This window comes from Methylophilus sp. 'Pure River' (assembly GCF_046765995.1).
Taxonomy (GTDB): domain Bacteria; phylum Pseudomonadota; class Gammaproteobacteria; order Burkholderiales; family Methylophilaceae; genus Methylophilus.
This window is the reverse complement of record NZ_JBKOUE010000003.1, coordinates 108549-132171: the sequence shown is the minus strand read 5'-3', so window position 1 is coordinate 132171 and position 23623 is coordinate 108549. Positions and strand designations below refer to the sequence as shown.

General features: G+C 48.1%; 21 protein-coding genes and 1 riboswitch. Of the genes, 11 read left to right on the top strand and 10 right to left on the bottom strand.

All coding sequences use genetic code 11. The features are described from left to right. Positions 1–38: 38 nt before the first annotated feature. Positions 39–1304 (bottom strand): OmpP1/FadL family transporter, encoded by a 1266-nt coding sequence (locus ACIDE9_RS04430; protein WP_411993025.1) that lies wholly within the window; start codon positions 1302–1304, stop codon positions 39–41. 237 nt (positions 1305–1541) lie between these two features. Further along, a riboswitch (cobalamin riboswitch) is annotated at positions 1542–1763 on the top strand. 172 nt (positions 1764–1935) lie between these two features. On the opposite strand from ACIDE9_RS04430, the gene nrdA reads away from it, so the two are divergent. The 3 genes from nrdA to yfaE all read left to right on the top strand — a co-directional run bounded on the left by nrdA (position 1936) and on the right by yfaE (position 6103). Next, positions 1936–4215 carry a class 1a ribonucleoside-diphosphate reductase subunit alpha gene (gene nrdA / locus ACIDE9_RS04425; RefSeq protein ID WP_194754078.1) on the top strand — a complete coding sequence of 760 codons (2280 nt, stop codon included), beginning with the start codon at positions 1936–1938 and terminating at the stop codon, positions 4213–4215. A 209-nt stretch (positions 4216–4424) separates the two neighbouring features. Beyond that, complete coding sequence (nrdB, locus tag ACIDE9_RS04420) at positions 4425–5558, top strand: class Ia ribonucleoside-diphosphate reductase subunit beta (protein ID WP_411993023.1); 1134 nt, start codon at positions 4425–4427, stop codon at positions 5556–5558. A gap of 134 nt (positions 5559–5692) precedes the next feature. Next, complete coding sequence (gene yfaE, locus ACIDE9_RS04415) at positions 5693–6103, top strand: class I ribonucleotide reductase maintenance protein YfaE (RefSeq protein ID WP_411993021.1); 411 nt, start codon at positions 5693–5695, stop codon at positions 6101–6103. Positions 6104–6166: 63 nt separating this feature from the next. On the opposite strand, the gene ACIDE9_RS04410 is transcribed toward yfaE, so the two are convergent. Continuing rightward, entirely contained in the window at positions 6167–6376 is a 210-nt protein-coding gene (locus ACIDE9_RS04410; protein ID WP_228519848.1) for a hypothetical protein, read from the bottom strand. Positions 6377–6682: 306 nt separating this feature from the next. On the opposite strand from ACIDE9_RS04410, the gene ACIDE9_RS04405 reads away from it, so the two are divergent. The 7 genes from ACIDE9_RS04405 (at position 6683) to rlmF (ending at position 12246) form a co-directional block, all read left to right on the top strand. After that, on the top strand, positions 6683–7234 hold the full coding sequence (locus ACIDE9_RS04405) for a hypothetical protein (protein WP_411993019.1): 552 nt from the start codon (positions 6683–6685) through the stop codon (positions 7232–7234). 218 nt (positions 7235–7452) lie between these two features. Beyond that, positions 7453–7734, top strand: coding sequence for a His-Xaa-Ser repeat protein HxsA2 (gene hxsA2 / locus ACIDE9_RS04400; RefSeq protein WP_411993018.1), 282 nt, complete (start codon positions 7453–7455; stop codon positions 7732–7734). Next, on the top strand, positions 7735–8043 hold the full coding sequence (hxsD, locus tag ACIDE9_RS04395; RefSeq protein ID WP_411993016.1) for a His-Xaa-Ser system protein HxsD: 309 nt from the start codon (positions 7735–7737) through the stop codon (positions 8041–8043). It begins immediately after the preceding gene. Then, the gene (gene hxsB / locus ACIDE9_RS04390) at positions 8036–9493 is read left to right on the top strand and encodes a His-Xaa-Ser system radical SAM maturase HxsB (RefSeq protein WP_411993014.1); all 1458 of its coding nucleotides are present in this window, start codon (positions 8036–8038) and stop codon (positions 9491–9493) included. Before hxsD ends, hxsB begins: the two co-directional genes overlap by 8 nt. Continuing rightward, a complete protein-coding gene (gene hxsC / locus ACIDE9_RS04385) occupies positions 9490–10647 on the top strand; it encodes a His-Xaa-Ser system radical SAM maturase HxsC (protein ID WP_411993012.1) in 1158 nt (385 codons plus the stop codon). The genes hxsB and hxsC overlap by 4 nt, the downstream gene beginning before the upstream one ends. After that, complete coding sequence (locus tag ACIDE9_RS04380; protein WP_411993010.1) at positions 10644–11210, top strand: hypothetical protein; 567 nt, start codon at positions 10644–10646, stop codon at positions 11208–11210. Before hxsC ends, ACIDE9_RS04380 begins: the two co-directional genes overlap by 4 nt. Positions 11211–11328: 118 nt before the next feature. Further along, positions 11329–12246, top strand: a complete 918-nt coding sequence (gene rlmF / locus ACIDE9_RS04375) for a 23S rRNA (adenine(1618)-N(6))-methyltransferase RlmF (protein WP_411993008.1) — start codon at positions 11329–11331, stop codon at positions 12244–12246. Between the two features lie 7 nt (positions 12247–12253). On the opposite strand, the gene nadD is transcribed toward rlmF, so the two are convergent. The 5 genes from nadD to leuS all read right to left on the bottom strand — a co-directional run bounded on the left by nadD (position 12254) and on the right by leuS (position 18504). Next, positions 12254–12901: a nicotinate-nucleotide adenylyltransferase gene (nadD, locus tag ACIDE9_RS04370; RefSeq protein ID WP_411993006.1), complete on the bottom strand. Its 648-nt coding sequence runs from the start codon at positions 12899–12901 to the stop codon at positions 12254–12256. A gap of 129 nt (positions 12902–13030) precedes the next feature. Beyond that, positions 13031–14287, bottom strand: coding sequence for a glutamate-5-semialdehyde dehydrogenase (locus ACIDE9_RS04365; protein WP_411993004.1), 1257 nt, complete (start codon positions 14285–14287; stop codon positions 13031–13033). A gap of 23 nt (positions 14288–14310) precedes the next feature. Next, positions 14311–15354 (bottom strand): DNA polymerase III subunit delta, encoded by a 1044-nt coding sequence (holA, locus tag ACIDE9_RS04360; RefSeq protein WP_411993002.1) that lies wholly within the window; start codon positions 15352–15354, stop codon positions 14311–14313. A 2-nt stretch (positions 15355–15356) separates the two neighbouring features. Beyond that, positions 15357–15875, bottom strand: a complete 519-nt coding sequence (lptE, locus tag ACIDE9_RS04355) for an LPS assembly lipoprotein LptE (RefSeq protein WP_194742748.1) — start codon at positions 15873–15875, stop codon at positions 15357–15359. Positions 15876–15888: 13 nt separating this feature from the next. Further along, a complete protein-coding gene (leuS, locus tag ACIDE9_RS04350; RefSeq protein WP_411993000.1) occupies positions 15889–18504 on the bottom strand; it encodes a leucine--tRNA ligase in 2616 nt (871 codons plus the stop codon). A gap of 313 nt (positions 18505–18817) precedes the next feature. Here leuS and ACIDE9_RS04345 point away from each other — a divergent pair, with 313 nt between their 5' ends. Continuing rightward, positions 18818–21043: a TonB-dependent receptor family protein gene (locus tag ACIDE9_RS04345; RefSeq protein WP_411992998.1), complete on the top strand. Its 2226-nt coding sequence runs from the start codon at positions 18818–18820 to the stop codon at positions 21041–21043. Positions 21044–21101: 58 nt separating this feature from the next. Here ACIDE9_RS04345 and adk read toward each other — a convergent pair whose 3' ends face one another. The 3 genes from adk to pdxA form a co-directional block, all read right to left on the bottom strand. Further along, entirely contained in the window at positions 21102–21755 is a 654-nt protein-coding gene (gene adk / locus ACIDE9_RS04340) for an adenylate kinase (RefSeq protein WP_411992996.1), read from the bottom strand. A 96-nt stretch (positions 21756–21851) separates the two neighbouring features. Beyond that, positions 21852–22625, bottom strand: a complete 774-nt coding sequence (rsmA, locus tag ACIDE9_RS04335; RefSeq protein WP_194754092.1) for a 16S rRNA (adenine(1518)-N(6)/adenine(1519)-N(6))-dimethyltransferase RsmA — start codon at positions 22623–22625, stop codon at positions 21852–21854. 5 nt (positions 22626–22630) lie between these two features. Next, on the bottom strand, positions 22631–23620 hold the full coding sequence (gene pdxA, locus ACIDE9_RS04330; RefSeq protein ID WP_411992993.1) for a 4-hydroxythreonine-4-phosphate dehydrogenase PdxA: 990 nt from the start codon (positions 23618–23620) through the stop codon (positions 22631–22633). Positions 23621–23623 lie beyond the last annotated feature (3 nt).

Here is a 23623-nt window from a genome sequence, read left to right as displayed (position 1 = left end):
GAGCCTGGCATCCTTGATGCCAGGTTTTTTTGTTTAAGCTACCAGCGGCGGCTCAGCATAAAGTGCAACACAATCGCCTCATTACGGATTTCAGACTCACCAAATAATCGGCTGTTGTATTTAACACTGACAGGTAGCATCCATTCGACGCCGCTTGTCATCAGCCAGTGCTGGTCGACCTTGCGTGCGGCACCGAAGGTGAGGTGATGCTCTAGGGTGCCTGCCAATAAAGGACTGGAGTTCTGGCGCGGGATCGGGTTTTTGCCGTAATTGTGGCCCGCATAAAGCGTGGTACGGTCATCCCAGTTGTACGCAACGCCTGTCGCGACTACCCATTGGTCTTTCCAGTCGGCTGCCATTGAGCTGCCATATATAGATTGCGCTGAAGCATTGTTTGGTTTGGTGGCGCGCAGGGTCACGTCATTGATCGCATCGCTCCAGTTAAGCCAGTTGAGTTTGAATGAAAGCAACCAGTCATCTGTTGGCTTGAACGCCATCCCGACAGCGACTTCACGCGGCAGGGCGAAGCCTTTGATTGAAGCATCGGCATACTTCACCTTGCCCAACCCGAAATCTGTGAAGTCAGCTGTCAGTGTGCCGCCGGTCATCGGCAATTCGGTTTTCTCGGTATAGGAGGCCGCCAGCGTCAGTGCAGGGGTCACACGATATTGCATGCCCAGCTTGAAGCCTGTACGCACTGCGGAGGCGCCCTCTAATTTGTAACCTGCAAAGGGCACCGCACTCACTGAAGTATTCGCAAAAAAGTCCTGTTCTATGCTCGCATAAACAATATTCAGGCTGGCGCCCAGAGAGAGCTTGTCAGTTACCTCGCAACCGATACCGGGGATGATCTTGGCGATCCCAAACAGCGAGGACAAATCATCGCGATTGCCAAACGGCGTACGCAGGTTGTCGAACACGCCACCGGCGCCGCCTTGTGCGAACAAGCCTATGCCAGCCGTACAAGGGGTATTTTCCAGGGGCCGCGCATAGCCACCACCACCAAGCAAGGTGTAGCGGTTGGACGCATGTTCTTCGTTGCGGGGGTCTTTGTGTACCAGGTCGGTGGTGCGTAGCACTGAGCCAAACATATCCAGCAATGGCGCTTTGATCTGCGTCAGCCCGGCCGGGTTGGTATTGAGTGCGCTGGTGTCACGCGCGACCGCCACGTCAGCACCGCCCATCAGGGTTGATTCAGCACCAAAGCCAATGAGGTTGATGCCGTTGGTGGCATACGCGGGGCTGGCAGCCACCAACATGAGGACGGTGAGTCTGCATCTTGTAGATAGACGGAGAAAAGTCATGACGGATTTGGTTTTTATTCGTTATGCCTAGTGTCGCATAATTCGTTACCACTGTGTCCTAATGATTACGACGTAAAAATAGCTTTTTTATCACGATAGGAGACGGCATATCACTCACTGAAGTTGTGCAGTATGGTTGTAAAAATATTCTTGAATAAAAACAATCAGTTGCTCACTGTCAAGGTAAATAAATCAATATATTGTGTTTTTGATAATTGAAAAGCCATAGATATTGTTTTATAGTCGCATCCATACGGTATGCAGAAGACAGTCTTCTTCTGTATTTAAAAGGGAATCTGGTGCGTGAAGACGGCGCAGTCCTCATCAAGCCAGAGCTGCCCCCGCAACTGTGATCAGCGAGTTATTTGCTGTTAACAACGCCACTGATAATTTCGGGAAGGCAAAGCAAATAATGGTGACCTGAAAGCCAGGAGACCTACCGTAAGTTTTTTCTTGTTAACGTTTGAGGCGGGGTGTCCTCGGCAGATGCAGTGAGCCAAGTTTTGTGCTGATTGCTCTTCTGGCCTTTAAGCGGGTGCATTTTCTGCGGTCCTGGGTTTTCCCGGGGCGGGATGCGCGTTGCGAAAAGCCTGTGCCATGCCACCTTCGCTGCCATGATTGGGAGCCATTAATGTCACAATACGAATCCATGCAGGCCACAAAACGGGATGGTCGCAAGGAACCGATTAATCTCGACAAAATTCACCGCGTGATCGACTGGGCCGCACAGGGCCTGAATAATGTGTCGGTATCGCAGGTAGAGTTGCGCTCCCATATCCAGTTTTACGATGGCATTCGTACGGACGACATTCATGAAACCATCATCAAGTCGGCCGCTGACCTGATTTCTGAAGAAACGCCTGACTACCAGTACCTGGCTGCGCGTTTATCCATTTTTCACCTGCGCAAAATTGCTTATGGCCAGTTTGAGCCGCCACATTTGTTTGACCACGTGACGACCCTGACCGAACTGGGCAAGTATGACCCGCATCTGCTGCGCGATTACAGCCGTGAAGAGTTTGATGCGTTAAATAGCCATCTGGACCACTGGCGCGACATGAATTTCTCTTACGCCGCTGTGAAGCAACTTGAGGGTAAATACCTGGTGCAGAACCGCGTTACCAAGAAAATCTACGAGAGCCCGCAGTTCCTGTACATTCTGGTGGCCATGAGCCTGTTTGCCAATTACAAAGGGCAGACAAGACTGGATCTGATCAAGCGCTTCTATGATGCGGTGTCTACTTTCAAAATCTCGTTGCCTACACCTATCATGTCTGGTGTGCGTACGCCTACACGCCAATTTAGCTCCTGCGTGCTGATTGAGTGTGATGACAGCCTGGATAGCATCAACGCCACATCAAGCGCCATTGTGAAATACGTGTCACAGCGTGCCGGTATCGGCGTCAACGCGGGCCGCATCCGCGCCCTGGGCAGTGAAATCCGTGGTGGTGAAGCACAGCACACTGGCTGCCTGCCATTCTACAAATTGTTCCAGTCTGCGGTGAAGTCTTGCTCACAGGGCGGCGTGCGCGGTGGTGCAGCCACCTTGTTCTACCCGCTGTGGCATTTGGAAGTTGAGTCACTGCTGGTGCTCAAAAACAACCGCGGCGTGGAAGAGAACCGTGTACGCCACCTCGATTACGGCGTGCAGATCAACCGCCTGATGTACCAGCGCCTGATCAAAGGCCAGAACATCACCTTGTTCTCTCCACATGATGTACCAGGCTTGTACGATTCCTTCTTTGCCGACCAAGACGAATTCGAGCGCCTCTATGCGCAATACGAAGCCGATGACAGCATCCGCAAGCGTAGCTTGCCAGCCGTAGACCTGTTCTCGCTGGTGATGCAAGAACGCGCAGGCACAGGCCGTATCTACATTCAGAACGTAGACCACTGCAATACACACAGCCCGTTTGACCCGGCCGTTGCTCCAGTGCGCCAGTCCAACCTGTGTATGGAAATTGCACTGCCGACCCATCCATTGAACGACATCAATGATGAAGAGGGCGAAATTGCCTTGTGCACCTTGTCAGCGTTTAACCTGGGTGCATTGGAGTCACTGGATGAACTCGAAGGCCTGGCTGATTTGGTGGTGCGTGCGCTGGATGCCTTGCTGGAATACCAGGATTACCCGGTCAAAGCTGCTCTCAATGCCACCAACAAGCGCCGTTCATTGGGCGTGGGCGTGATCAACTACGCTTACTACCTGGCCAAAAATGGCACTAACTACACCAGCGACGCAGCGTTGGGCCTGACCCACCGCACGTTTGAGGCGATTCAGTATTACCTGCTCAAGGCTTCGGTACAGTTGTCACGCGAATTTGGTCCATGCGGTGCATTTAACGAAACCACGTATGCCAAAGGTATTTTGCCGATTGATACCTATAAAAAAGACCTTGATGCCGTCTGCAGCGAGCCATTGTTGCTGGACTGGGAAAGCCTGCGTGCCGACATCCAGAAAGATGGCCTGCGTAACTCTACGCTGACAGCATTGATGCCATCCGAGACGTCCAGCCAGATTGCCAACGCCACCAATGGTATCGAACCGCCGCGCGGCCTGGTGTCTGTCAAACAGTCCAAAGATGGCATCTTGCGCCAGGTGGTACCAGAGATTGACCGCTTGCGTGACCAGTACCAGTTGCTGTGGAAAATGCCTAGCAATGAGGGTTACCTCAAGCTGGTGGGCATTATGCAAAAGTTTGTTGACCAGTCTATTTCTGCCAACACCAACTATGACCCCACCCGTTTTGAAGGCGGCCGTGTGCCTATGAAGCAGTTGCTCAAAGACTTGTTGCAAGTGTACAAACTGGGCATCAAAACTTTGTATTACCACAACACCCGTGATGGTGCGACAGAAGGCGGCACTGAGGCGGAAGATGATGGGTGTGCCAGCGGCGCCTGCAAGATTTAAATAAGCGCTGACTCAGTGGCTGCGCGGGCAAATTGCAACGTTGTGCGGTGCTCGAAATCTCATGTACTCCATGTACATTCCGGTTTCTGTGCTCCGGACGCCTTGCACTTTATCCCGCTCACTCACTGATCAAACGCTTATTGCAGTGGGGTAATGAGTAGATTTTAAAAACAGTTTGAGAATAAAACTTAAACATTAGGAACACGGCTATGGCCTACAGCATCTTTACCAAAATCGACAACGAACAGTTAAAAGAACCCATGTTCTTCGGTCAGCCCGTCAACGTGGCACGTTATGACCAGCAAAAATATCCGGTCTTCGAGAAGCTGATCGAGAAACAACTGTCATTCTTCTGGCGCCCGGAAGAGGTCGATGTGTCACAAGACCGTGCTGACTACCAGGGTCTGCCTGAGCATGAAAAGCATATTTTCATCAGCAACCTCAAATACCAGACGCTGTTGGATTCCATCCAGGGCCGCAGCCCTAACGTGGCATTGTTGCCATTGGTGTCACTGCCCGAGCTGGAAACCTGGATTGAAACCTGGGCGTTTTCCGAGACGATTCACTCGCGCTCTTACACCCACATCATCCGCAACATCGTCAATGATCCTTCTATCATTTTTGACGACATCGTGCGCAATGACAACATCACCGCGCGTGCCTCGGATATCGCCCATTATTACGACGAACTGATCCATCAGACCATGTTGTATTCGCAACTGGGCGAGGGCGATCACGTCATCAATGGCGAAACTATCTCGGTCAACAAGCGCGAACTTAAAAAGCTGCTGTATCGCTGCCTGATGAACGTGAATATCCTCGAAGCGATTCGCTTTTACGTCAGCTTTGCCTGCTCATTTGCCTTTGCCGAGCGCAAGGTAATGGAAGGCAACGCTAAAATCATTCGTCTCATTGCGCGTGACGAAGCACTGCACCTCACTGGCACCCAGCACATCCTCAATATCATGCGCTCCGGGCAAGATGACCCAGAGTTCGCCGAGATCGCTGCCGAGCTGCACAACGAGTGCTTTGAAATGTTTAGAACCGCCGCCGAGCAGGAAAAGCAATGGGCAGAATACCTGTTTAAAGATGGCTCCATGATTGGTTTAAATAAGGACATCCTGAGCCAGTATGTCGAATACATCACCAACAGCCGCATGGCCTCCGTTGGTTTGCCGCCTGCATTCCCCGGTGCCAAAAACAACCCGATTCCATGGATCAACACCTGGCTGGCCTCAGACACCGTGCAAGTTGCGCCGCAAGAGGTGGAATTAAGCTCATACCTGATTGGTCAAATTGATTCTGAAGTGTCAGCAGACGACCTCAATGGTTTTGAACTGTAATAATAAATGGCTGCGCGGGTAAATTGCTGCGTTGTGCGGTGCTCGAAATCCTCATGTACTACATGTACATCCGGTTTCTGCGCTCCGTGCGCCTTGCACTTTATCCCGCTCGCTCATTTATCTTTTTATAATTTATGATTAGCGTACGCAGCCAGCACAGCCGCTTTAGCCTGCTCCCGCAAGAAACCCTGCTCGAAGGCCTTGAACGTACCGGCCACGAAGTAGAGTTTCAATGCCGGAGCGGTTATTGTGGTGCCTGCCGCGTACGCATGCTGGACGGCGAAGTCGATTACGTAGAGTTGCCCCTCGCCTTTATTGCCGCCGACGAAATTTTGCCATGCTGCTGCGTGCCAAAATCAGATTTATGGCTAGATTGCGAACTCAGGTTTGACCTGCAAACCGCGCAGATGCAAGACGACATGTTTCCGGCACAACAATCCCTGTTCGACGAAGCTTTGCCTTTGGCAGATACGCCAGTGAAAAAACTGCTGCGCAGAAGAGTCAGCAAGCCCAATATTCAGGCCAGCAACCTTTCATTGTTTTAGTTATTAAGTTTAGGCAATAAAAAAGGCGCTTGGTTACAAGCGCCTTTTTTCAAAGTATTTAACTCACGCAGCATTCGGCCGCAGCCACTGCATTTTCAGGTTCGGTGCACGCGCACTCAAATCCGCGACCAGGCTGCAACTCAAGATTTCGCAGCGCCAATACATCTGCCTGATCTTGGCATCGGCCTCACTACGCGACTTGCCAAAAATCTGCAGATTTTCAACCAACACACCATTGGCACTGCGTATGGTGTACAAATATTTTCCAGACATATCCATCATTTTCAATGTCACCCCGATGTTTGTTTGACGCAAAAGCATCATATTTATTGTGATATATCGGTAACATATCAAAGTTTTTTAGGGGTGTATACCCTTTAAAGGCGATGTTTTTATAGTTAATTCAATAATTTAAGCGGTTTTTTGCATAAAACACGTCTGATTTCAGCGGTAACTTGACTTTGAGTATTGGAGTTAAGTTGCAATTTGTGCATACGTTTTGGTAAATTTCACGCAGTTAATCAGTGCATGCTGGTTGCATGAAACTAAAGCGTTACGTGGAAAGCATAAGCGATCAGTATGGTAAAAATGGATGGAAAATTAAAAGATCAAAGCTTGTCTGCTTGGATAAAGCAGCATCCTGGTACTACCTATTTGATAGTGATCTTGGTCATCATTCTTCTTAATCATCTGAGCAAAGCCAATGCGATAAAAAACTTAGAGATTGACACACCACCCGCATTTGAAGATTTCAAGGTAAGCAGCGGTACGATGATATTGCAGCCATTTGAAAGGTATAGCGGCAAGGGAGGTTTTGTAACGGATGGTTATTATTTGAAACTCAAGTTGGACGACCAATCGCACTTAATGCTTAAGTGCTATCTGATTCATTTCCGTGAAGCACCTTGTTATCGTGAAAGCGTAAATAAAGAACCAAGTTTTAAATCAGACCTGGCATTTCAAAAGGTGACAATAAGATGGTTGCCACTGAATGATCGGGATAAGTTTGATGGCATTGTTTATCAGATTGAAAAAGATAATGTTCCATTAATCAATTTTGATAGTTTTGTAGAACGTTATAAAACAGATTACGAAAGAGTAACGGGCAATAAAGCGAGCGGTCTTAAATAATAGGTTTTGCATCAAACTAATTTTGCTCTGCCTCCAATTATCTTAAGTTACCCCTAACCTATTGATTTGTAGGAAACAACGTTTAAATTCATAAATCTAACAGTTTCGCATACGAACTTTTACATTGTTTTAATATGATTTGAAATGGTGATTTATGGACGTCAATATAAATTCCATGATAATTTTCTTAAAAAATATCAATCTAAGGGGGGCTAATTATGAAAAGAAAATATCTTTTGCCATTGGCAGTATTAGCAAGCGCTTTAACAGCAAATCAATCAAATGCTAAGTCGATTGATAATGCTCCAGTTGATGAGCAAGCGAAAACTAATTCGCTTGAAATTGAGACAGGCGAATTTAATAAATTCGACTTTAGCGATAAAACTGCATTACAGTTTGTTCTTCAACCAAATAGTGATGGCATTTTCTATGCCGCTCATCGCTCTCATTCCTCACATAGTTCGCATTCATCTCATCGTTCACATTCATCTGGCTACTAAGTGAGTACAAAAACTTATACGCTCAAATTTGATGAGCGTGTTTATTCTGTTGAAACAATACAGAAGGCAGCGTATCGCTTTATTAATAAACTCACGGTGGATTTTGAGTTAAATGATCGAGCGATACTTTGTCATATCAGTCTGGATGGGGAGCACTCTGATACTTACTGCCAAAAATTAGAAGCAGATTTTAAGAAAGAAATTCTCGATCAGCATCTTCGCCAGTTGATTTCAAAAGAAACCGAGACTGTAAGAAATCTAATATTGAGCGCCACTTTCTTGAATACGGATCTGCAAGAAATTGAGTAAGTTCAAAAGTTTCGATAGTTATTCTACAAAAGACTCATCTTATGAGTTACTCCCTTTTAAATTTGATAGATTTGATGATAAAAACTACATCATCACTAACTTTGTTGGAGAGTATCTGCTCATTGAGCATGGTGATTTAGAAAGATTAGTGCATCGAAAACTCGATATTACCAATCGCTTATATCCTAAGTTAAGGTCCAAGCACTTTATACGACTACCAAACGAAAAGTCTCCAATAGAGTTATTGGCACTTAAATTAAGAACGAAATTATCCAGACTTTCTCAATTTACTAATTTACACATCTTTGTTGTCACACTTCGTTGCGATCACAGTTGTCCGTATTGCCAGGTTTCTAGACAGTCTGAGGATAAGTCATCGTTTGATATGACTGTAGAAATGGCTGATAAGTCTCTGGACTTTGTATTCAAATCACCATCACAAGCTATCAAAATTGAATTTCAGGGTGGAGAGCCTTTACTAAATTTTGAGCTCATCAAATATATTGTTGAGGTAGCAAAAAATAGAAACAAAGTTGCAAACAGGGATCTGGCATTCGTAATCGCAACCACATTATCTTTGGTGACTGATGAGGTTTTAGATTTCTGTAAATTACATAAAATCCAGATATCAACTTCTCTGGACGGCCCTGAGCTTTTACACAATTCAAACAGACCAAGACCAAACAAAGATAGCTATCAAAGATTTATTGCTGGATTAGAACAGGCAAGAAGCCGACTTGGTTATGATCAGGTCTCTGCTTTGATGACAACTACAGAGTTGAGCCTAGACAAAGTTAGAGACATTATCGACGAATATTTAAAGCTTGGTTTCAAAGGTATTTTTTTAAGGCCCTTATCACCGTATGGTTTTGCTATAAAAACAAAAAAATTTATGGCATATAACACTGAGCGATGGTTACAGTTTTATAAAGCTGGTCTTGATTACATCATTGAATTGAATCGAAATGGCGTTGAGTTCTCAGAGTATTATTCCAGTTTAATTTTGAAGAAAATCCTTACAGCCCAAGAGTCTGGATATGTTGATTTAATGAATCCAGCTGGAATTGGAATTGCAGCAATCGTGTTTAATTACGATGGTAAAGTTTATGCTTCAGATGAAAGCAGAATGCTTGCTGAAATGGGAGATAAGACTTTTGAATTAGGTAATATATTATCTGACTCTTACGAAGATATAATTCTTTCAGACAAGCTGCTTGATGCGATCGAAGAGTCCTTTACGCTGAGTGCTCCAATGTGTTCTGAATGTGCATTTGAGCCATACTGTGGTTCCGAGCCAGTTTATCATCATGCGATACATAAGGATTTTTTAGGACGGAAGCCTGAATCAGAGTTTTGTAAAAAGAACATGAGTATTTTTAAACACTTAATTAATCTCATGGAAAAAGACCCTGATACCAAAAAACTATTCCTCAGATGGGCTAACCGATGATTAAACTCGGAGGTAAAGTAATTCAAGTTCATGAGATTACTTCTGAAAAAGTAAAGTTATTTGCGTTAAGTTCTAACCCAAACTTACCGCAGGTTTTAAGAGTCGATAAGGCATTCATTGCAAGGTCCAAGAATGCCCCTAAGGGATTTTCTCATTACATTACATTTGAGTCGCTAGCCGATAATATTGAGTTTTCTCAGGGTGAGAATTTTACTGTTTTGCCAGATGAGTTTAGTTACTTGAACGATGAAGATATTGTTCGAATCACCCCAAATAAAGAACACATACGGGTTCTATACCGCAAAAGGGCGACTAATAATACGATTATGATTACAGAGCAATGTAATCATTATTGTTTAATGTGTTCACAACCTCCTAAAAGTCACGATGATTCCTACTTATTAACTGAAGCTTTTAATCTCATTAAATTAATACCCAAGAACACCGAGGAAATCGGTTTCTCTGGCGGTGAGCCCACGTTATTTGGAGAGAGATTTTTAGAATTACTAGAGTTTACTAAGAGCCATCTACCTCAAACTAGTATTCATATTCTTTCCAATGGTCGCTCTTTTAAAAACATAGGTTTTGCTAAAAGATATGCCGATATCAATCATTTTGACATGATGGTAGGTATCCCAATTTATTCATCAAACCCCTCAACACACGACTATATAGTTCAAAGTTCAGGTGCTTTAGATGAAACATTGGCTGGCGTGTTAAATCTCAAAAGATTGAATCAAAAAGTCGAAATTAGAGTTGTTATTCACAAGCAATCAATTGAAGGTTTATCAGACCTATGTGAATTCATCGGGCGAAATTTATTGTTTGTTGATCATGTGGCGCTAATGGGGTTGGAAATGATGGGATTTACACGCGCTAATTTGGATAGTCTTTGGATAGATCCTTTTGAATATAAAGACATTTTAAGTGATGCAGTAAATATTCTAAGTAGTTATGGATTAACAACCTCTGTCTACAACCACCAGCTTTGCACTGTAAATGAAGATGTTTTACCTTTTTACAAAAAATCTATTTCAGACTGGAAAAATGAATTCGCACCTGAATGTGATGGCTGCACTAAATTACATGATTGCGGTGGGTTCTTTTCGTCGAGTTTACAGCATCGTTACAGCGACCATATCAAGGCTCTATGAGGCGCTTTCGCACCCAGCTCAACAAACATGCTTTTTCCAAAGCTAAAGATATTTTAGAGGTTATAAAATATGTGGTTGAGATACTAGCAATAGTAATTGCAGGGGTTTGGGCTTATTCAAAATACGTAAAAATTGAGAAGCCTTTAGAGGTTAGAAGTGCTTCAACTGGTTACTTGAATTGGACTCTGTTACCCACCAAAAATATTTGTTTGGCAAATCTCGGAGTGACGATTAAAAATATAGGGACATCTCCATTTGAGATTAAGAAAGTAGTAGTTGAATCATGGTTGATTAATGATGCCATTTTAAAAAGCGTAGATAAGCACTTTTTACCCTTCAATGATCCCAAAAAGAAATTATTAGTTAGAAAAGAGTTCCTAAATTTAGGATCTACGAGCTTGATAGGAACATATGGGGTTGATGAGGAAAACTCAACTGACTTCAGTTTTACTGTTAAAAATAAACCCAATGCTGTTGTTTATCTTCTGGCATCGGTAACAGGGCCTTATATAAATATAAAAGAAGGCCGTTGGGGTTTTGTTTGTGATACCGGACGAAATTAGTTCAGAGCGTATAATGTTTGCATCTGTTGATTATTAATTCTCTCAGAAGTCTAAGTAATTTTAGCTAACCAAATGGTGTTTTTAGTTCTAAAGCTGAACGCCACTTAATACATCTCTCATGAAGTCCGCATTACCTTCATCAACCCTACACCCAAGTAATGTGCATAGTACCGGCTATGACTTCTCAGTCTTGGTGCAATCACATTCAATACTAGCTCAATACGTCCGCCCAAACGCGTATGGCGATGATTCGATAGACTTTGCCAACCCGCAAGCAGTGAAGGCATTGAATCAGGCTTTGCTCAAGCAGTATTACGGCGTGGCGGTGTGGGATATTCCAAAGAATTACTTATGTCCGCCTATCCCTGGGCGGGCGGATTATGTGCATTATCTGGCGGATTTATTGGCGGAGAGCATTCCTGATTTAAATCATGAGCAAGTGCGCTTGTTGGATATTGGTACGGGTGCGAATCTGGTTTATCCGCTAATTGCATCTCATGCTTATGGCTGGCAATGTGTGGGCGCGGATATTGATGCAAAGGCTTTGCGTAATGCGCAAAAGATTATTGGCGCCAATGGTTTGCAGCAACAGATTAGTGTGCGTCATCAGCCTAACCCTGGTTCGATTTTTAAAGGCGTGATGTTGCCGGGCGAGCAATTCACCGTCACTTTATGTAATCCACCTTTTCATGCTTCAGCGGAAGAAGCGTTGGCGGGTACACAGCGCAAATGGCGCGGGTTGGGTAAAAAGCCTCCACAGGCATTGAATTTTGGTGGGCAGTCTAATGAATTATTCTGTGAGGGCGGTGAGGCGGCGTTTTTAACTACCATGATTAACGAGAGTCGATTGTTTGCCAAGCAGTGTGTGTGGTTTACCACGCTGGTTTCTAAAGCCAGCAATTTGCCGTTGGTGTATCGCGAACTGAAAAAGGTGCAGGCGGTGACGGTGAAAACGGTGGAGATGGCGCAAGGGCAGAAGCAGAGCCGTTTTGTGGCGTGGACGTTTCAGGCGGCTTCAACGCTTAAAAAAACCTGACGCGCCGTTAATTGGATTGCTGATATAAGTGATGCTGCTGTATATAGCGCAGCACCTGCGGCGGTATTTCAGCGATCGTGGCGTGGTCGTTGTGGGCGAGTTGCTCGCGGATGCGGGTAGACGAAATGTCTGGCGGCGTGACGGGTAAAAAGCTGATGAGGCCGTTGGCTTGCTGCGCAAACGCGGTGGGGGCTGCGGCGATGTCGATTAACTTGCCTTCATGTTCTGCATGCAGCAATAAGGTGTTGTCACGGTCTGCCCGGTGCACGACCAGTACATGGCAATAATCCAACAGTTCCAGCCAGCGGCGCCAGGAGGGTAGTTTCTGGTAGCTGTCTTGCCCCATCATTAAGCATAGCGCCTGGTCTGGGAAGCAGCGGCGCAGCAGGTGCAGGGTTTCTATGGTGTATGACGTGCCCTGGCGTTCTAACTCGCAGGTATCGAGTACAAACTTCGGGTGATCTTGTATCGCCAGTTGTACCATCGCGGCACGGTGTTGCGCGGTAACGGCGGGGGTTTCTTTATGCGGTGGCACGGCAGCGGGAATAACGCGGATTTGCGTGCAGTGCAGGGTATCGAGCACGGTTTGCGCGAGCACCAAATGCCCGTTGTGGATAGGATTGAAAGTCCCGCCAAAAATTCCTATGAGTTCCATTTCAGCCATTCTTTGGGCATATCGCTGCGTTGCGCGGTGCTCGAAAACTCGCTGTACTCATGTGTACTATCTCGTTTCCTGCGCTCCGTGCGCCTTGCGCTGTATCCCAAATAATGGCTGAAAGCGACATTAAGCGCGTACGTGGCCGTCACCTAGCACCACATACTTCAACGAAGTTAACCCTTCCAAACCGACTGGTCCGCGTGCATGCAGTTTATCGGTAGAAATACCGATTTCTGCGCCAAAGCCGTATTCAAAGCCATCCGCAAAGCGGGTAGAGGCGTTGACCATGACGCTACTGGAATCTACCTCACGCAGGAACTGGCGCGCTTTGGTGTAGTTTTCGGTCACAATCGCCTCGGTGTGCTGGCTGGAGTGCTGGTTGATATGCTCAATAGCTTCATCGACGCCGCTGACCACCTTGCAGGAGATAATTGCTGCCAGGTATTCGGTGTAATAGTCTTCTTCAGTCGCGGCAATCGCTTGTGGCACGATGGCGCGAGTTTCTTCGCAACCGCGGATTTCCACGCCTTTGTTAATCAGCATCTCGGCCAGTTTAGGCAGCGCGGTTTTGGCTATGCTGCGTGCTACCAGTAACGATTCGGCAGTGTTGCAGGTGCCCAGGCGCTGCGTCTTGGAATTCTCCAGAATACGCAGGGCTTTGTCTAAGTCCGCTTCGTCATCCACATACACATGACAGTTGCCATCCAGGTGCTTGATCACTGGGATGCGTGCATCGTTGCTGATACGCTCAATGAGGCCTTTGCCGCCGCGTGGCACAATCACGTCTACATATTGTTTCATGGTGATGAGCTCGCCCACTGCGGCGCGGTCTGTGGTCTCGACCACCAGCACCGCAGCTTGTGGCAAGCCTGCTTGTTGCAGGCCTTGGTGTACGAGCTTGGCCAGCGCCTGGTTGCAATGAATGGCCTCAGAGCCGCCACGCAAAATGCAGGCGTTGCCAGATTTGATACATAAGCCAGCGGCATCCACCGTCACATTTGGACGTGCTTCGTAAATGATGCCGATCACGCCTAATGGTACGCGCATCTGGCCGATCTGGATGCCGGAAGGGCGGTATTTAAAATTGCTCATTTCGCCAATCGGGTCTGGCAGGCTGGCGATTTGCTCTAATCCCTCAGCCATCGTCGCCACTGATTTTTCGCTCAAGGCCAGGCGGTCCAGCATGGCGGCTTCCATGCCGTTGGCTTTGGCGGCGTCCAGGTCTTGCTGGTTGGCGGCCAGTAGCGCTTTTTCGTGCTGGCGGATCAGGGCGGCGATATTGCGCAGGGCCTGATTTTTGGTGTTGGTGTCGGCTTTTGCCATCAAACGGGAAGCGGCACGTGCCTGCTCACCCAGTTGTTTCATGTAGTTTTGAATGTCCATAACCATCATTCTATCTTAAAACCTTAACGAGACCTTGATGCGGCTGACCTAGCGGATTTGTTGGCCGCCATGCGGGCAATGCCGCTACATAAGCGCGACAGCTCCAGCCAGGCATCGCCATCACCCACGCCTTTTGCCATACGGTCTATGTCTGACAATTTCTGCAAAGCAGCTTCGATATGTTTTTGCGGCAAAAATTCCAATGCGCGTTTCACCAGTGTCTGGCGATCACCAAATAACCTGGCCTGGCTCAAGGCCGTTTGCACGGCCTGGCCGTTTTGCATAGCGAGCCGCACTTGCAGCAAGGGACGGAACAACCACACCAGCGGGTTCATCACGGCGACAGCAGTTTCGCCTTCTTCACGCAAGCCTTCAATAATACGCATGACGCGGCTGGGATCGCCTTGCAGCATGGCCTCACCCAGTTGCGAGACATCAAAACGCGCCACATTGAGCACGCATTGGCGGATGGCTTCTTCGGAAAGCGGGCCCGGCGGATACAGTAAGCCTAACTTCTGGATTTCCTGGTGCGCGGCGAGTAAATTACCTTCTACTTGCTCGGCAATAAAACGGCGCGAGGCTTCATCGGCAGTTTGTTGCTGCATGCCCAGGCGTTGCGCAATCCACTCCGGCAGTTGTGCCAAAGGCACCTGGTTAAGCACCAGCAATACGCCGTGTTGTAACAGCGATTCATACCAGGCACTGCTGGACATGTCGCGATCAGGCGCGGGCAGGGTGATGATAATGGTTGTATCTGCCGCCGGCAGCTCAGCCAGTTGTTGCAAAGCCTTGGCGCCTTCTACTCCAGGTTTGCCGGTGGGGATATTGATTTCAAGAATGCGTTGCTCGGCAAACAGCGAGAAACTTTGCAGGAACTGGCTGACTTGTCCCCAGTTAAAGTAGCGCTCTACGCTAAAGCTGGCACGCTCTTGTGCACCATGCTGGCGGGCAGCGGCACGAATCTGGTCGATGGCTTCGGTGATGGAAAGTGGCTCATCACCGGCTAACACAAACAAATGCTGTTTGGGTGGCAGGTATTGAGCCAGTTGCGCAGCCTGGATGCGCATGATTATTGCGCTTTTTTCAAGGCAGACAAGCGACGCAGAATGCCATTAAGCACATCGGTGCGCATGGTTTGGGTCAGGCGCTTTTCTTCTGCCAGTTTGGCCAGCAAGTTAGAGTCATTGTAAGTATAGTCGCGGCGGCTTTCCATGATCAGAGGTAGGCCCCATGTCGGCTCATCGCTGGCTTTGGTACGGTATTGCACACGATAATAAAGCTCGTATTCCCGAACCACACCGGTGCCGCTCAAGGACAAGATGCGTTTTTCATTTTCTTCATGGATCAGCTCCACTTGCAGCTCAGCTTCTTCTGCTGTTTCTACCAACTGAATATTTTGCTCTTTTAGGCTCTTTTTAAGAGCAGACGTAATCTGAGTGTTTCCTTGCAGTTGAATCGATTTAAATGACACGGGGTTAGGCTGCCTGAGCTGGAAGCCACAGGAGGATAACGCTGCGATCAGCAATAGCCAGCCACTATTTTGCCAAAAGCGCTTTGGCAGAAATGGTGTCAGGTGTGAAAGCAGCATGGTCATCCTTTCTTTAAGCAACCACAATGTTAATCAGTTTGTTAGGCACTACAATAATCTTTTTCACGCTGCCTTCGTTGAGGAATTTTTGCACAAAATCCTGATTAACGGCAGTGGCTTCAATTTGCTCTTTGGCCATGCTTTTAGGGATGCTGATGCTGCCGCGCAGTTTGCCGTTCACTTGCACGACGTATTCGACTTCGTCTTGCACCAGGGCGGCATTGGCTGGCTCTGGCCATTTCGCCGTGAGGATATCTGCGCCCAGTTTCAGGCTTTGCCACATGACTTGCGTCACGTGTGGCGCAATCGGTGATAGCACGCGCAACAGGATGCTATAGCCTTCAAATGCCACGGCTTGCCAGTCTTTCTCGGCTTCTTTTTGCACTTTTTCCAATGTGTTGAGCATCTTCATGCAGGCAGAGGCCACGGTATTGAATTGCAGTTTTGCCAGGTCTACATTGGCTTGTTTCAACACGGTGTGAATTTCGCGTCTGTGGTTGGCAAGTTCGCCGGTCAGCTTGTTTGGCAAATCGGCGGGCTGGATTTGTGACAATGCGTAGCCAAAATTCCACACACGTTTTAAGAAACGATGTGAACCTTCCACACCACTGTCAGACCATTCCAGCGTTTGTTCCGGTGGCGCGGCAAACATCATAAAGAAGCGTGCAGTATCCGCGCCATATTGCTCGATCAGCGATTGTGGGTCTACACCGTTACGCTTGGACTTGGACATGGTGCCTATGCCCTGATAATCAATGGCTGAGCCATCTTTAATCAGTTTGGCGCCAGTGACCTTACCGTTGGCATCTTGTACCAGTTCGACTTCTTCTGGTGCAAAGTATTCAATGCCACCTTTGGCCGTACGGCGTGAGAAGATATGGTTGAGCACCATGCCTTGCGTCAGCAGGTTGGCAAACGGTTCGTCATAGTTGACCAGGCCGAGGTCACGCATGACCTTGCTCCAGAAGCGTGAATACAGCAGGTGCAAAATGGCGTGCTCAATGCCACCGATGTATTGATCGACAGGCATCCAGTGATTAGTTTGTGCATCTACCATGGCGTCAGGGCTAAAGCCGGAAGCATAGCGCGCGTAATACCAACTGGAATCAACAAATGTATCCATGGTATCGGTTTCGCGCTTGGCTGGCTGGCCACATTTAGGGCAAGCGCAGTTCAGGAAGTCTTCGCGTTTGTTGAGCGGATTACCTGAGCCATCCGGCACGCAGTCTTCTGGCAATTTGACCGGTAACTGGTTGTCCGGCACAGGCACATCGCCACAGCTGTCACAGTGGACGATAGGAATCGGGCAGCCCCAGTAACGTTGACGAGAAACACCCCAGTCGCGCAGGCGCCAGTTGGTTTGCTTGCCACCAAGGTCTTTGTCGGCTAAATCAGCGGCTACGGCATCTACAGCCTGTGTATAGGTCAGGTCGTTATATTTGCCTGAATGGATGCATACGCCTTTGGCTTTGTCGCCATACCATTCTTGCCATGCACCCAGGTCAAAGCTTTGGTCGACGACGCTGATGACTTGCTTGATCGGCAAGCTATATTTTTTTGCAAAGCCAAAGTCGCGTTCGTCATGTGCGGGCACGGCCATCACAGCGCCTTCACCATAAGTCATGAGCACATAGTTGCCGACCCAGACAGGTACTTGCTCGTCGGTAATCGGGTGTGCAACGGTCAGGCCGGTGTCCATGCCTTCTTTTTCCATGGTGGCCATATCGGCTTCCATAACGGAGCCTTGCTTGCATTTTTCAATGAAAGCTTGCAGCGCAGGATTGTGTTGTGCGGCATGCGCAGCTAATGGATGCTCGGCAGCCACGGCGCAGAAAGTCACCCCCATGATGGTGTCAGCACGTGTAGTGAATACCCACAGTTTGCCGTCATCAATCAGCTGGCCGTCGTTGTTTTTGATGTCATGCGTAAAGGCAAAACGGACGCCCACGCTCTTGCCTATCCAGTTGGCTTGCATGGTTTTTACACGCTCAGGCCAGCCTGGCAGTTTGTCCAGGTCGTCCAGCAATTGCTGGGCGTAACCCGTGATGTGCAGGTAGTAGCCAGGAATTTCGCGTTTTTCAACCACGGCACCAGTACGCCAGCCACGGCCATCAATCACCTGTTCGTTAGCGAGTACGGTCTGGTCGACTGGATCCCAGTTCACTACCTGGGTTTTTTTGTAGGCAATGCCTTTTTCCAGCATGCGCAAAAACAGCCACTGGTTCCATTTGTAGTAGTCAGGCTGGCAAGTCGCTAGCTCACGCTCCCAGTCAATCGCAAAGCCCAGTGATTTGAGCTGTTTGCGCATATAGGCAATGTTGTCATATGTCCATTGCGCAGGCGGTACATTGTTTTGAATCGCTGCATTTTCTGCTGGTAGGCCAAATGCATCCCAACCCATAGGCTGCAACACGTTAAAGCCCTTCATATGGTGATAGCGGCTTAAGACGTCACCAATGGTGTAGTTACGCACATGCCCCATATGCAATTTGCCACTGGGGTAGGGGAACATCGACAAGCAGTAATACTTGGGCTTGCTGCTATCGGCCTTGGCCTGAAAGCTTTGGTTAGACTCCCAATGTTGTTGTGCCTGTTGTTCGACTTCTTTGAATGGATACTGCTGTTGCATGTGCGTGGCTTGAAAGTAACTAAATGAAGCGACAATTATACCCGAGAACTGATAGGCATGTTTTGCGTTGGTATGTGTTGCCTTCGGCATTCAGGCGGTGTGTTGGTTTATATCAGCCAAGTCCGTGTGAGGTGGGTTGATATGAACCGATGATATGCCAGGTGAATGCACGGAAAATAACATAATTATTTATATAAATATAATTTGCGTAATAAAAACATGGGGATAACTTTTATCGTCATCATGCTGGTATCAATATTGCACCATTTTCATCTGTTTTTTATAACAACAGAAACAGAAGAGGGTGTGACACATGAAGAAAAAGAGTTTGTTGATGGCCACGGTGCTGGCGTTTAATCCCGCCATGGAAGTGCTTGCAGAAGAAAAAGAACGGCTGGATGAGACGCTGAATATTTCACCGGTGGTAGTGAGAGGGATTTTGCCAGACCGCCTGGAATCAGTACCGGGTTCTTATTTCCTGGTCGATGAAAAGGCCTTGCAAGAGCGGCAACCATTCTCGGTGCAAGAAGCTTTGAATAACGTTCCCGGAATCAATGTGGTGGGTGAAAATGCTTTTGGTTTGGGCGTTAATATCGGGGTGCGAGGTCTGGATCCGCGCCGAACCTCCCGTACCTTGCTGATGGAAGATGGGATGCCTTTGTTTTTGGCACCCTATGCAGACCCTGCGGCACATTACACCACACCATTAGAGCGCGTGCAGCGCATTGAGGTAGTCAAAGGCTCTGGACAGATTCTATATGGTCCACAAACTGTGGGTGGCATGATTAACTTTGTGACACGCCCGGTACCTAGTGATGGACAAGTGCATGGCACAGCATCCGCAATGATGGGTAACAATGACTTCACAAGTTTGTACGGCAGTATAGGTGCCGGTGATGAACGCGGTGGCTTAATGATTGATGCCTTGCATAAAAAAGGGGATGGCATTCGTGATCATCACGACTTCGAGATTCAGGAATATACTGCCAAAGGCCAGTTGAACCTGTCTGACAGGCATACCTTAATTGCCAAGGCGAGTTATTTCCGAGAGGACTCACATGTGACGGAAACTGGCTTAAGTGCTGCAGAGTATGCGCAAAATAAATATCAGGCACCCACTGGCCATAACGATAAGTTTGAGCAGGAAAGAAAGACATTACAACTGCAACATGTTTTCAGTATCAATGATGCGGTGAAACTCACAACGCAAGCCTATTATGTGGATACGAATAGAGCCTCCTTCAGGCAAATTAACAACCCGGGTGAAAACAACGGATTTTCACGGTTAAGTAATTGCCCCAATAATGGCTTGCGCAATAATCTGGGCAACGCAGACCTGTGTGGCGGTCGATGGCGGCCCAGGGATTTTCAATATTGGGGGATTGAGCCACGCCTGGATGTCAAACATAGTCTTTTTGGTATGGATAGTAACGCTGTGATTGGCTTCAGGTATCACGAAGAAGATTCTGACCGGAAACAATACCGGGTTAATGATCCCGCAGGGCAAAGTCTAAGTTTTGCCAAATCAGCTGTGTTGCCACATGAGGATATTCGCATTAATGTAGAGGCAAGGTCCTATTATGCCCAGAACACCTTTTTTGCCGGGGACTGGACATTTACCCCAGGTGTGCGGGTGGAGGATATCCGGGTAAAAACAGATGTGCTGAGGGCGGATGGCGCGGTGCAGAATAACTCACAGGCAACGCTGAACAATCATCAAACAAAAGTGTTACCTGGTTTTGGTGTCACTTGGGGCGGCATAGATAATACCTCAGTGTTTGCCGGCGTGCATAAAGGCTTTGCGCCGCCGCGACCAGACCGGGATTTGGACGCAGATGGGCCGAATTCCGCCGTCATCAGTAAAACCAAACCAGAAGAAAGCACCAATTGGGAATTGGGCGTGAGGTCTACTTACTTCAAAGGCGTGCGTTTTGAGGCGACGCTGTTCCACACGGTATTTGATGAGATTGTGGTTGCCGGGCCGACGTCAGGTTCTTTTGTGAATGGTGGTGAGTCTCAGCAAACAGGTTTGGAGTTAGCTGGCCGTATTGATTTTGGAACCCTGTTTGCGACTAGCCATAATATCTATATTGCTGGTTCTTATACCAATCTTTTTACTGCCAAGTTTAAGAAAACCAATGCCAGTGCGGATATTTTCAAGGGTGACCGTTTGCCATATGCGCCCAAGCACCTGGCATCTCTCAACTTGGGTTATCAACATCCTGTGGGCTTTGATGCACGTATTGGGGTTGATTATGTGAGTGAGCAGCAAGAGGATGTGTCTTACCGTGAGGGGCGGCCTGAGGCCTTAGATTATGACGGTACTGGATTATCTGGCCGCGTGATTGGCGTGACAGGCAAGATTCCATCTTATGCCTTAATTAACGCCACTGTGAATTACCGGCCCGTTGGTAGCCACATCACTTATTTTGCCAGCGCTTACAATTTAGGTGATCGCGAGTATCTTGCCAGCCGTGTCGATGGCATGGTGGCCGGACGTCAGCGCCAAGTATTTGCTGGCATCCGTTACGACTTTTAATCAGTGATGTATAGCCAATAAAAAAGCCCGCATCATGCGGGCTTTTTGCTTAGCGTAGTTATTTCAATGCGCTAAAAATGTCTTCTTTAATCGCATTCAACTCGCCCATGCCGTTGACTTTGACGTATTGCGGCGCACCGCTGACACCAGATTTTGCCCAGTCTGAGTAATAGCCAATCAGTTGCTCAGTTTGGTCGTGGTAGACCTGCAAACGCTTGAGTACAACCTCTTCTTTGTCGTCATCACGTTGCACCAGTTCTTCACCGGTAACGTCGTCTTTGCCAGCCACTTTTGGCGGGTTAAATTTGACATGGTAAGTGCGGCCAGAAGCCGGGTGGCTACGACGGCCGCTCATACGCTCAACGATAGCCGCATCCGGCACGTCGATCTCAACCACGTAATCAATGGCCACGCCCGCGTTTTTCATCGCTTCGGCTTGCGGGATGGTGCGTGGAAAACCGTCGAAGAGGAAACCATTGGCGCAATCGGCATCTTTAATGCGTTCTTTCACCAGGCCGATAATCACTTCATCAGGCACCAAACCGCCTGCATCCATAAACTTTTTGGCTTCTAAGCCCAATTGAGTGCCTGCTTTGACTGCTGCGCGCAACATATCGCCAGTGGAAATTTGCGGAATATTGAATTTTTCTTTAATAAAGGTGGCTTGTGTCCCTTTACCGGCACCAGGGGCGCCCAGCAGAATCAAACGCATAACATGCTCCAAAAAGTTTGGGTTTTAGTGAAAACAGGATTATATCAGGCTAAACTTTAAATCAGGTTAAGCTAGCGCGGCTTTGCGCAAGTTGGCTCAGCTATTAGCCGCCAAGTAATTGCTGATGGCGACAAATTCGGCCACGCTCAGGTTCTCGGCGCGCAGCTGCGAATCAATATTCAATGCGCTAAAACCATCATCATCCAGCAGGCCTTTGAGTGTATTGCGCAAGGTTTTGCGGCGTTGACCAAACGCCGCGGTGACTACTTTGGCAAATAAGCCCTCATCGCTGGCCGGGTAGGGCAAACTCGCATATGGAATACAGCGTACAAAAGCGGATTCGACTTTAGGCGCAGGGTCAAACGCCTCCGGCGGCACTGTGACCATGTATTCCATCTGCAAGCGGTATTGCAGCATAACGGACAAGCGGCCATATTCCGAGCTGGATGGCTCGGCCACCATGCGCTCGACCACTTCTTTTTGCAGCATAAAATGCATGTCTATGATCTGTGCCGTATTTTCCAGCAGCTTGAACAGGATAGGGCTGGAGATGTTATACGGCAGATTGCCAACGACGCGGATGCGTTCGCCTATGGTGGCAAAATCAAACTTTAATACATCTGAATTATGGATGGTGATTTTCTTTGGCGGGTAGAAGCCTTGCATCCACTGGATAATGTCGCGGTCGATTTCAACCACGTGCAAGTGATCCAGGTGCTTGATCAGGGGCTGCGTCATCGCGCCAAGGCCGGGGCCGATTTCCACCATCAGGTCATCTGCTTGCGGGTGGATGGCGTTAATCAGGCTTTGGATAATGGCCTGGTCAATTAAAAAATTCTGACCAAATTTCTTCTTAGCAATGTGTTTCATGTATGTTAGGTGTGACGTGTTTGTGACAGTGCGATCGCCAGCTCTATGGCGCTCAGCATGCTGCCGAGATCGGCTTTACCGCTGCCTGCAATATCCAGCGCAGTACCGTGATCAACGGAAGTGCGGATAATGGGCAAGCCCAGGGTGACATTCACGCCTTCGCCAAAGCTGGCGTGTTTGAGCACAGCCAAGCCCTGGTCATGATACATGGCCAGGAAAGCATCTGCCTTTGACAGGTTTTTCTGCGAGAACATGGTGTCAGCGGGCAGGGCGCCTATGAGTTGCATGCCTTCGGCGCGTAAATTTTCCAGCACCGGGTTGATGGTGTTGATTTCTTCCATACCCAGATAGCCATTTTCACCGGCATGTGGGTTGAGCCCGGCTACATAAATGCGTGGCTGTTTAATACCGAATTTATGTACCAGGTCATGATGCAGAATACGGATGGTGGTGGTGAGTGCATTAGCCGTAATCGCTGCACTCACCTGTGTTAGGGGTAAATGCGTGGTGGCCAGTGCGACGCGCATGCCACCACCGACCAGCATCATGACGACCTGTTCGGTATTGGTTTTTTCTGCCAGGTATTCGGTATGACCAGTAAAGGCAATACCTGCATCATTAATCACGCCTTTGTGTACGGGGGCAGTGACCATGGCATCAAATTCGCCGGATTGGCAACCAGCCAACGCACGGTCCAGCATAGTTAATACGGCGGCGCTGTTGGCTGCGTTGAGAGTACCAGCGATAACGGGAGCAGCGGTTGGCACGGGCAGCACATACAGACTGCCGTCACCTGCATGCGGTGTCAGTCTGTCTGTATAGGTGTGCAGTGCTAATGGCTTGCCTAACTTAGCGGCTCGGGCTTGTAACGCTGTTGGGTCTGCCAATACCACCAGCGCTGCAGGCATGGCGGTGTGGGCAAGTTTGACGCAGATGTCCAGCCCGATTCCGGCGGGTTCGCCAGCGGTAATGGCAATGCGTGGCAAGTGGCTCATGCG

What these genes read in the sequence shown, in the direction of transcription:
- ACIDE9_RS04410 (WP_228519848.1), bottom strand. Translation starts at nt 6,376, where the DNA reads ATGTCTGGAAAATATTTGTACACCATACGCAGTGCCAATGGTGTGTTG.
- hxsC (WP_411993012.1), top strand. Translation starts at nt 9,490, where the DNA reads ATGATTAAACTCGGAGGTAAAGTAATTCAAGTTCATGAGATTACTTCT.
- ACIDE9_RS04380 (WP_411993010.1), top strand. Translation starts at nt 10,644, where the DNA reads ATGAGGCGCTTTCGCACCCAGCTCAACAAACATGCTTTTTCCAAAGCT.
- ACIDE9_RS04405 (WP_411993019.1), top strand. Translation starts at nt 6,683, where the DNA reads ATGGTAAAAATGGATGGAAAATTAAAAGATCAAAGCTTGTCTGCTTGG.
- nadD (WP_411993006.1), bottom strand. Translation starts at nt 12,901, where the DNA reads ATGGAACTCATAGGAATTTTTGGCGGGACTTTCAATCCTATCCACAAC.
- ACIDE9_RS04430 (WP_411993025.1), bottom strand. Translation starts at nt 1,304, where the DNA reads ATGACTTTTCTCCGTCTATCTACAAGATGCAGACTCACCGTCCTCATG.
- ACIDE9_RS04345 (WP_411992998.1), top strand. Translation starts at nt 18,818, where the DNA reads ATGAAGAAAAAGAGTTTGTTGATGGCCACGGTGCTGGCGTTTAATCCC.
- ACIDE9_RS04365 (WP_411993004.1), bottom strand. Translation starts at nt 14,287, where the DNA reads ATGGACATTCAAAACTACATGAAACAACTGGGTGAGCAGGCACGTGCC.
- lptE (WP_194742748.1), bottom strand. Translation starts at nt 15,875, where the DNA reads ATGCTGCTTTCACACCTGACACCATTTCTGCCAAAGCGCTTTTGGCAA.
- pdxA (WP_411992993.1), bottom strand. Translation starts at nt 23,620, where the DNA reads ATGAGCCACTTGCCACGCATTGCCATTACCGCTGGCGAACCCGCCGGA.
- nrdB (WP_411993023.1), top strand. Translation starts at nt 4,425, where the DNA reads ATGGCCTACAGCATCTTTACCAAAATCGACAACGAACAGTTAAAAGAA.
- holA (WP_411993002.1), bottom strand. Translation starts at nt 15,354, where the DNA reads ATGCGCATCCAGGCTGCGCAACTGGCTCAATACCTGCCACCCAAACAG.
- yfaE (WP_411993021.1), top strand. Translation starts at nt 5,693, where the DNA reads ATGATTAGCGTACGCAGCCAGCACAGCCGCTTTAGCCTGCTCCCGCAA.
- adk (WP_411992996.1), bottom strand. Translation starts at nt 21,755, where the DNA reads ATGCGTTTGATTCTGCTGGGCGCCCCTGGTGCCGGTAAAGGGACACAA.
- rlmF (WP_411993008.1), top strand. Translation starts at nt 11,329, where the DNA reads ATGAAGTCCGCATTACCTTCATCAACCCTACACCCAAGTAATGTGCAT.
- nrdA (WP_194754078.1), top strand. Translation starts at nt 1,936, where the DNA reads ATGTCACAATACGAATCCATGCAGGCCACAAAACGGGATGGTCGCAAG.
- hxsA2 (WP_411993018.1), top strand. Translation starts at nt 7,453, where the DNA reads ATGAAAAGAAAATATCTTTTGCCATTGGCAGTATTAGCAAGCGCTTTA.
- leuS (WP_411993000.1), bottom strand. Translation starts at nt 18,504, where the DNA reads ATGCAACAGCAGTATCCATTCAAAGAAGTCGAACAACAGGCACAACAA.
- rsmA (WP_194754092.1), bottom strand. Translation starts at nt 22,625, where the DNA reads ATGAAACACATTGCTAAGAAGAAATTTGGTCAGAATTTTTTAATTGAC.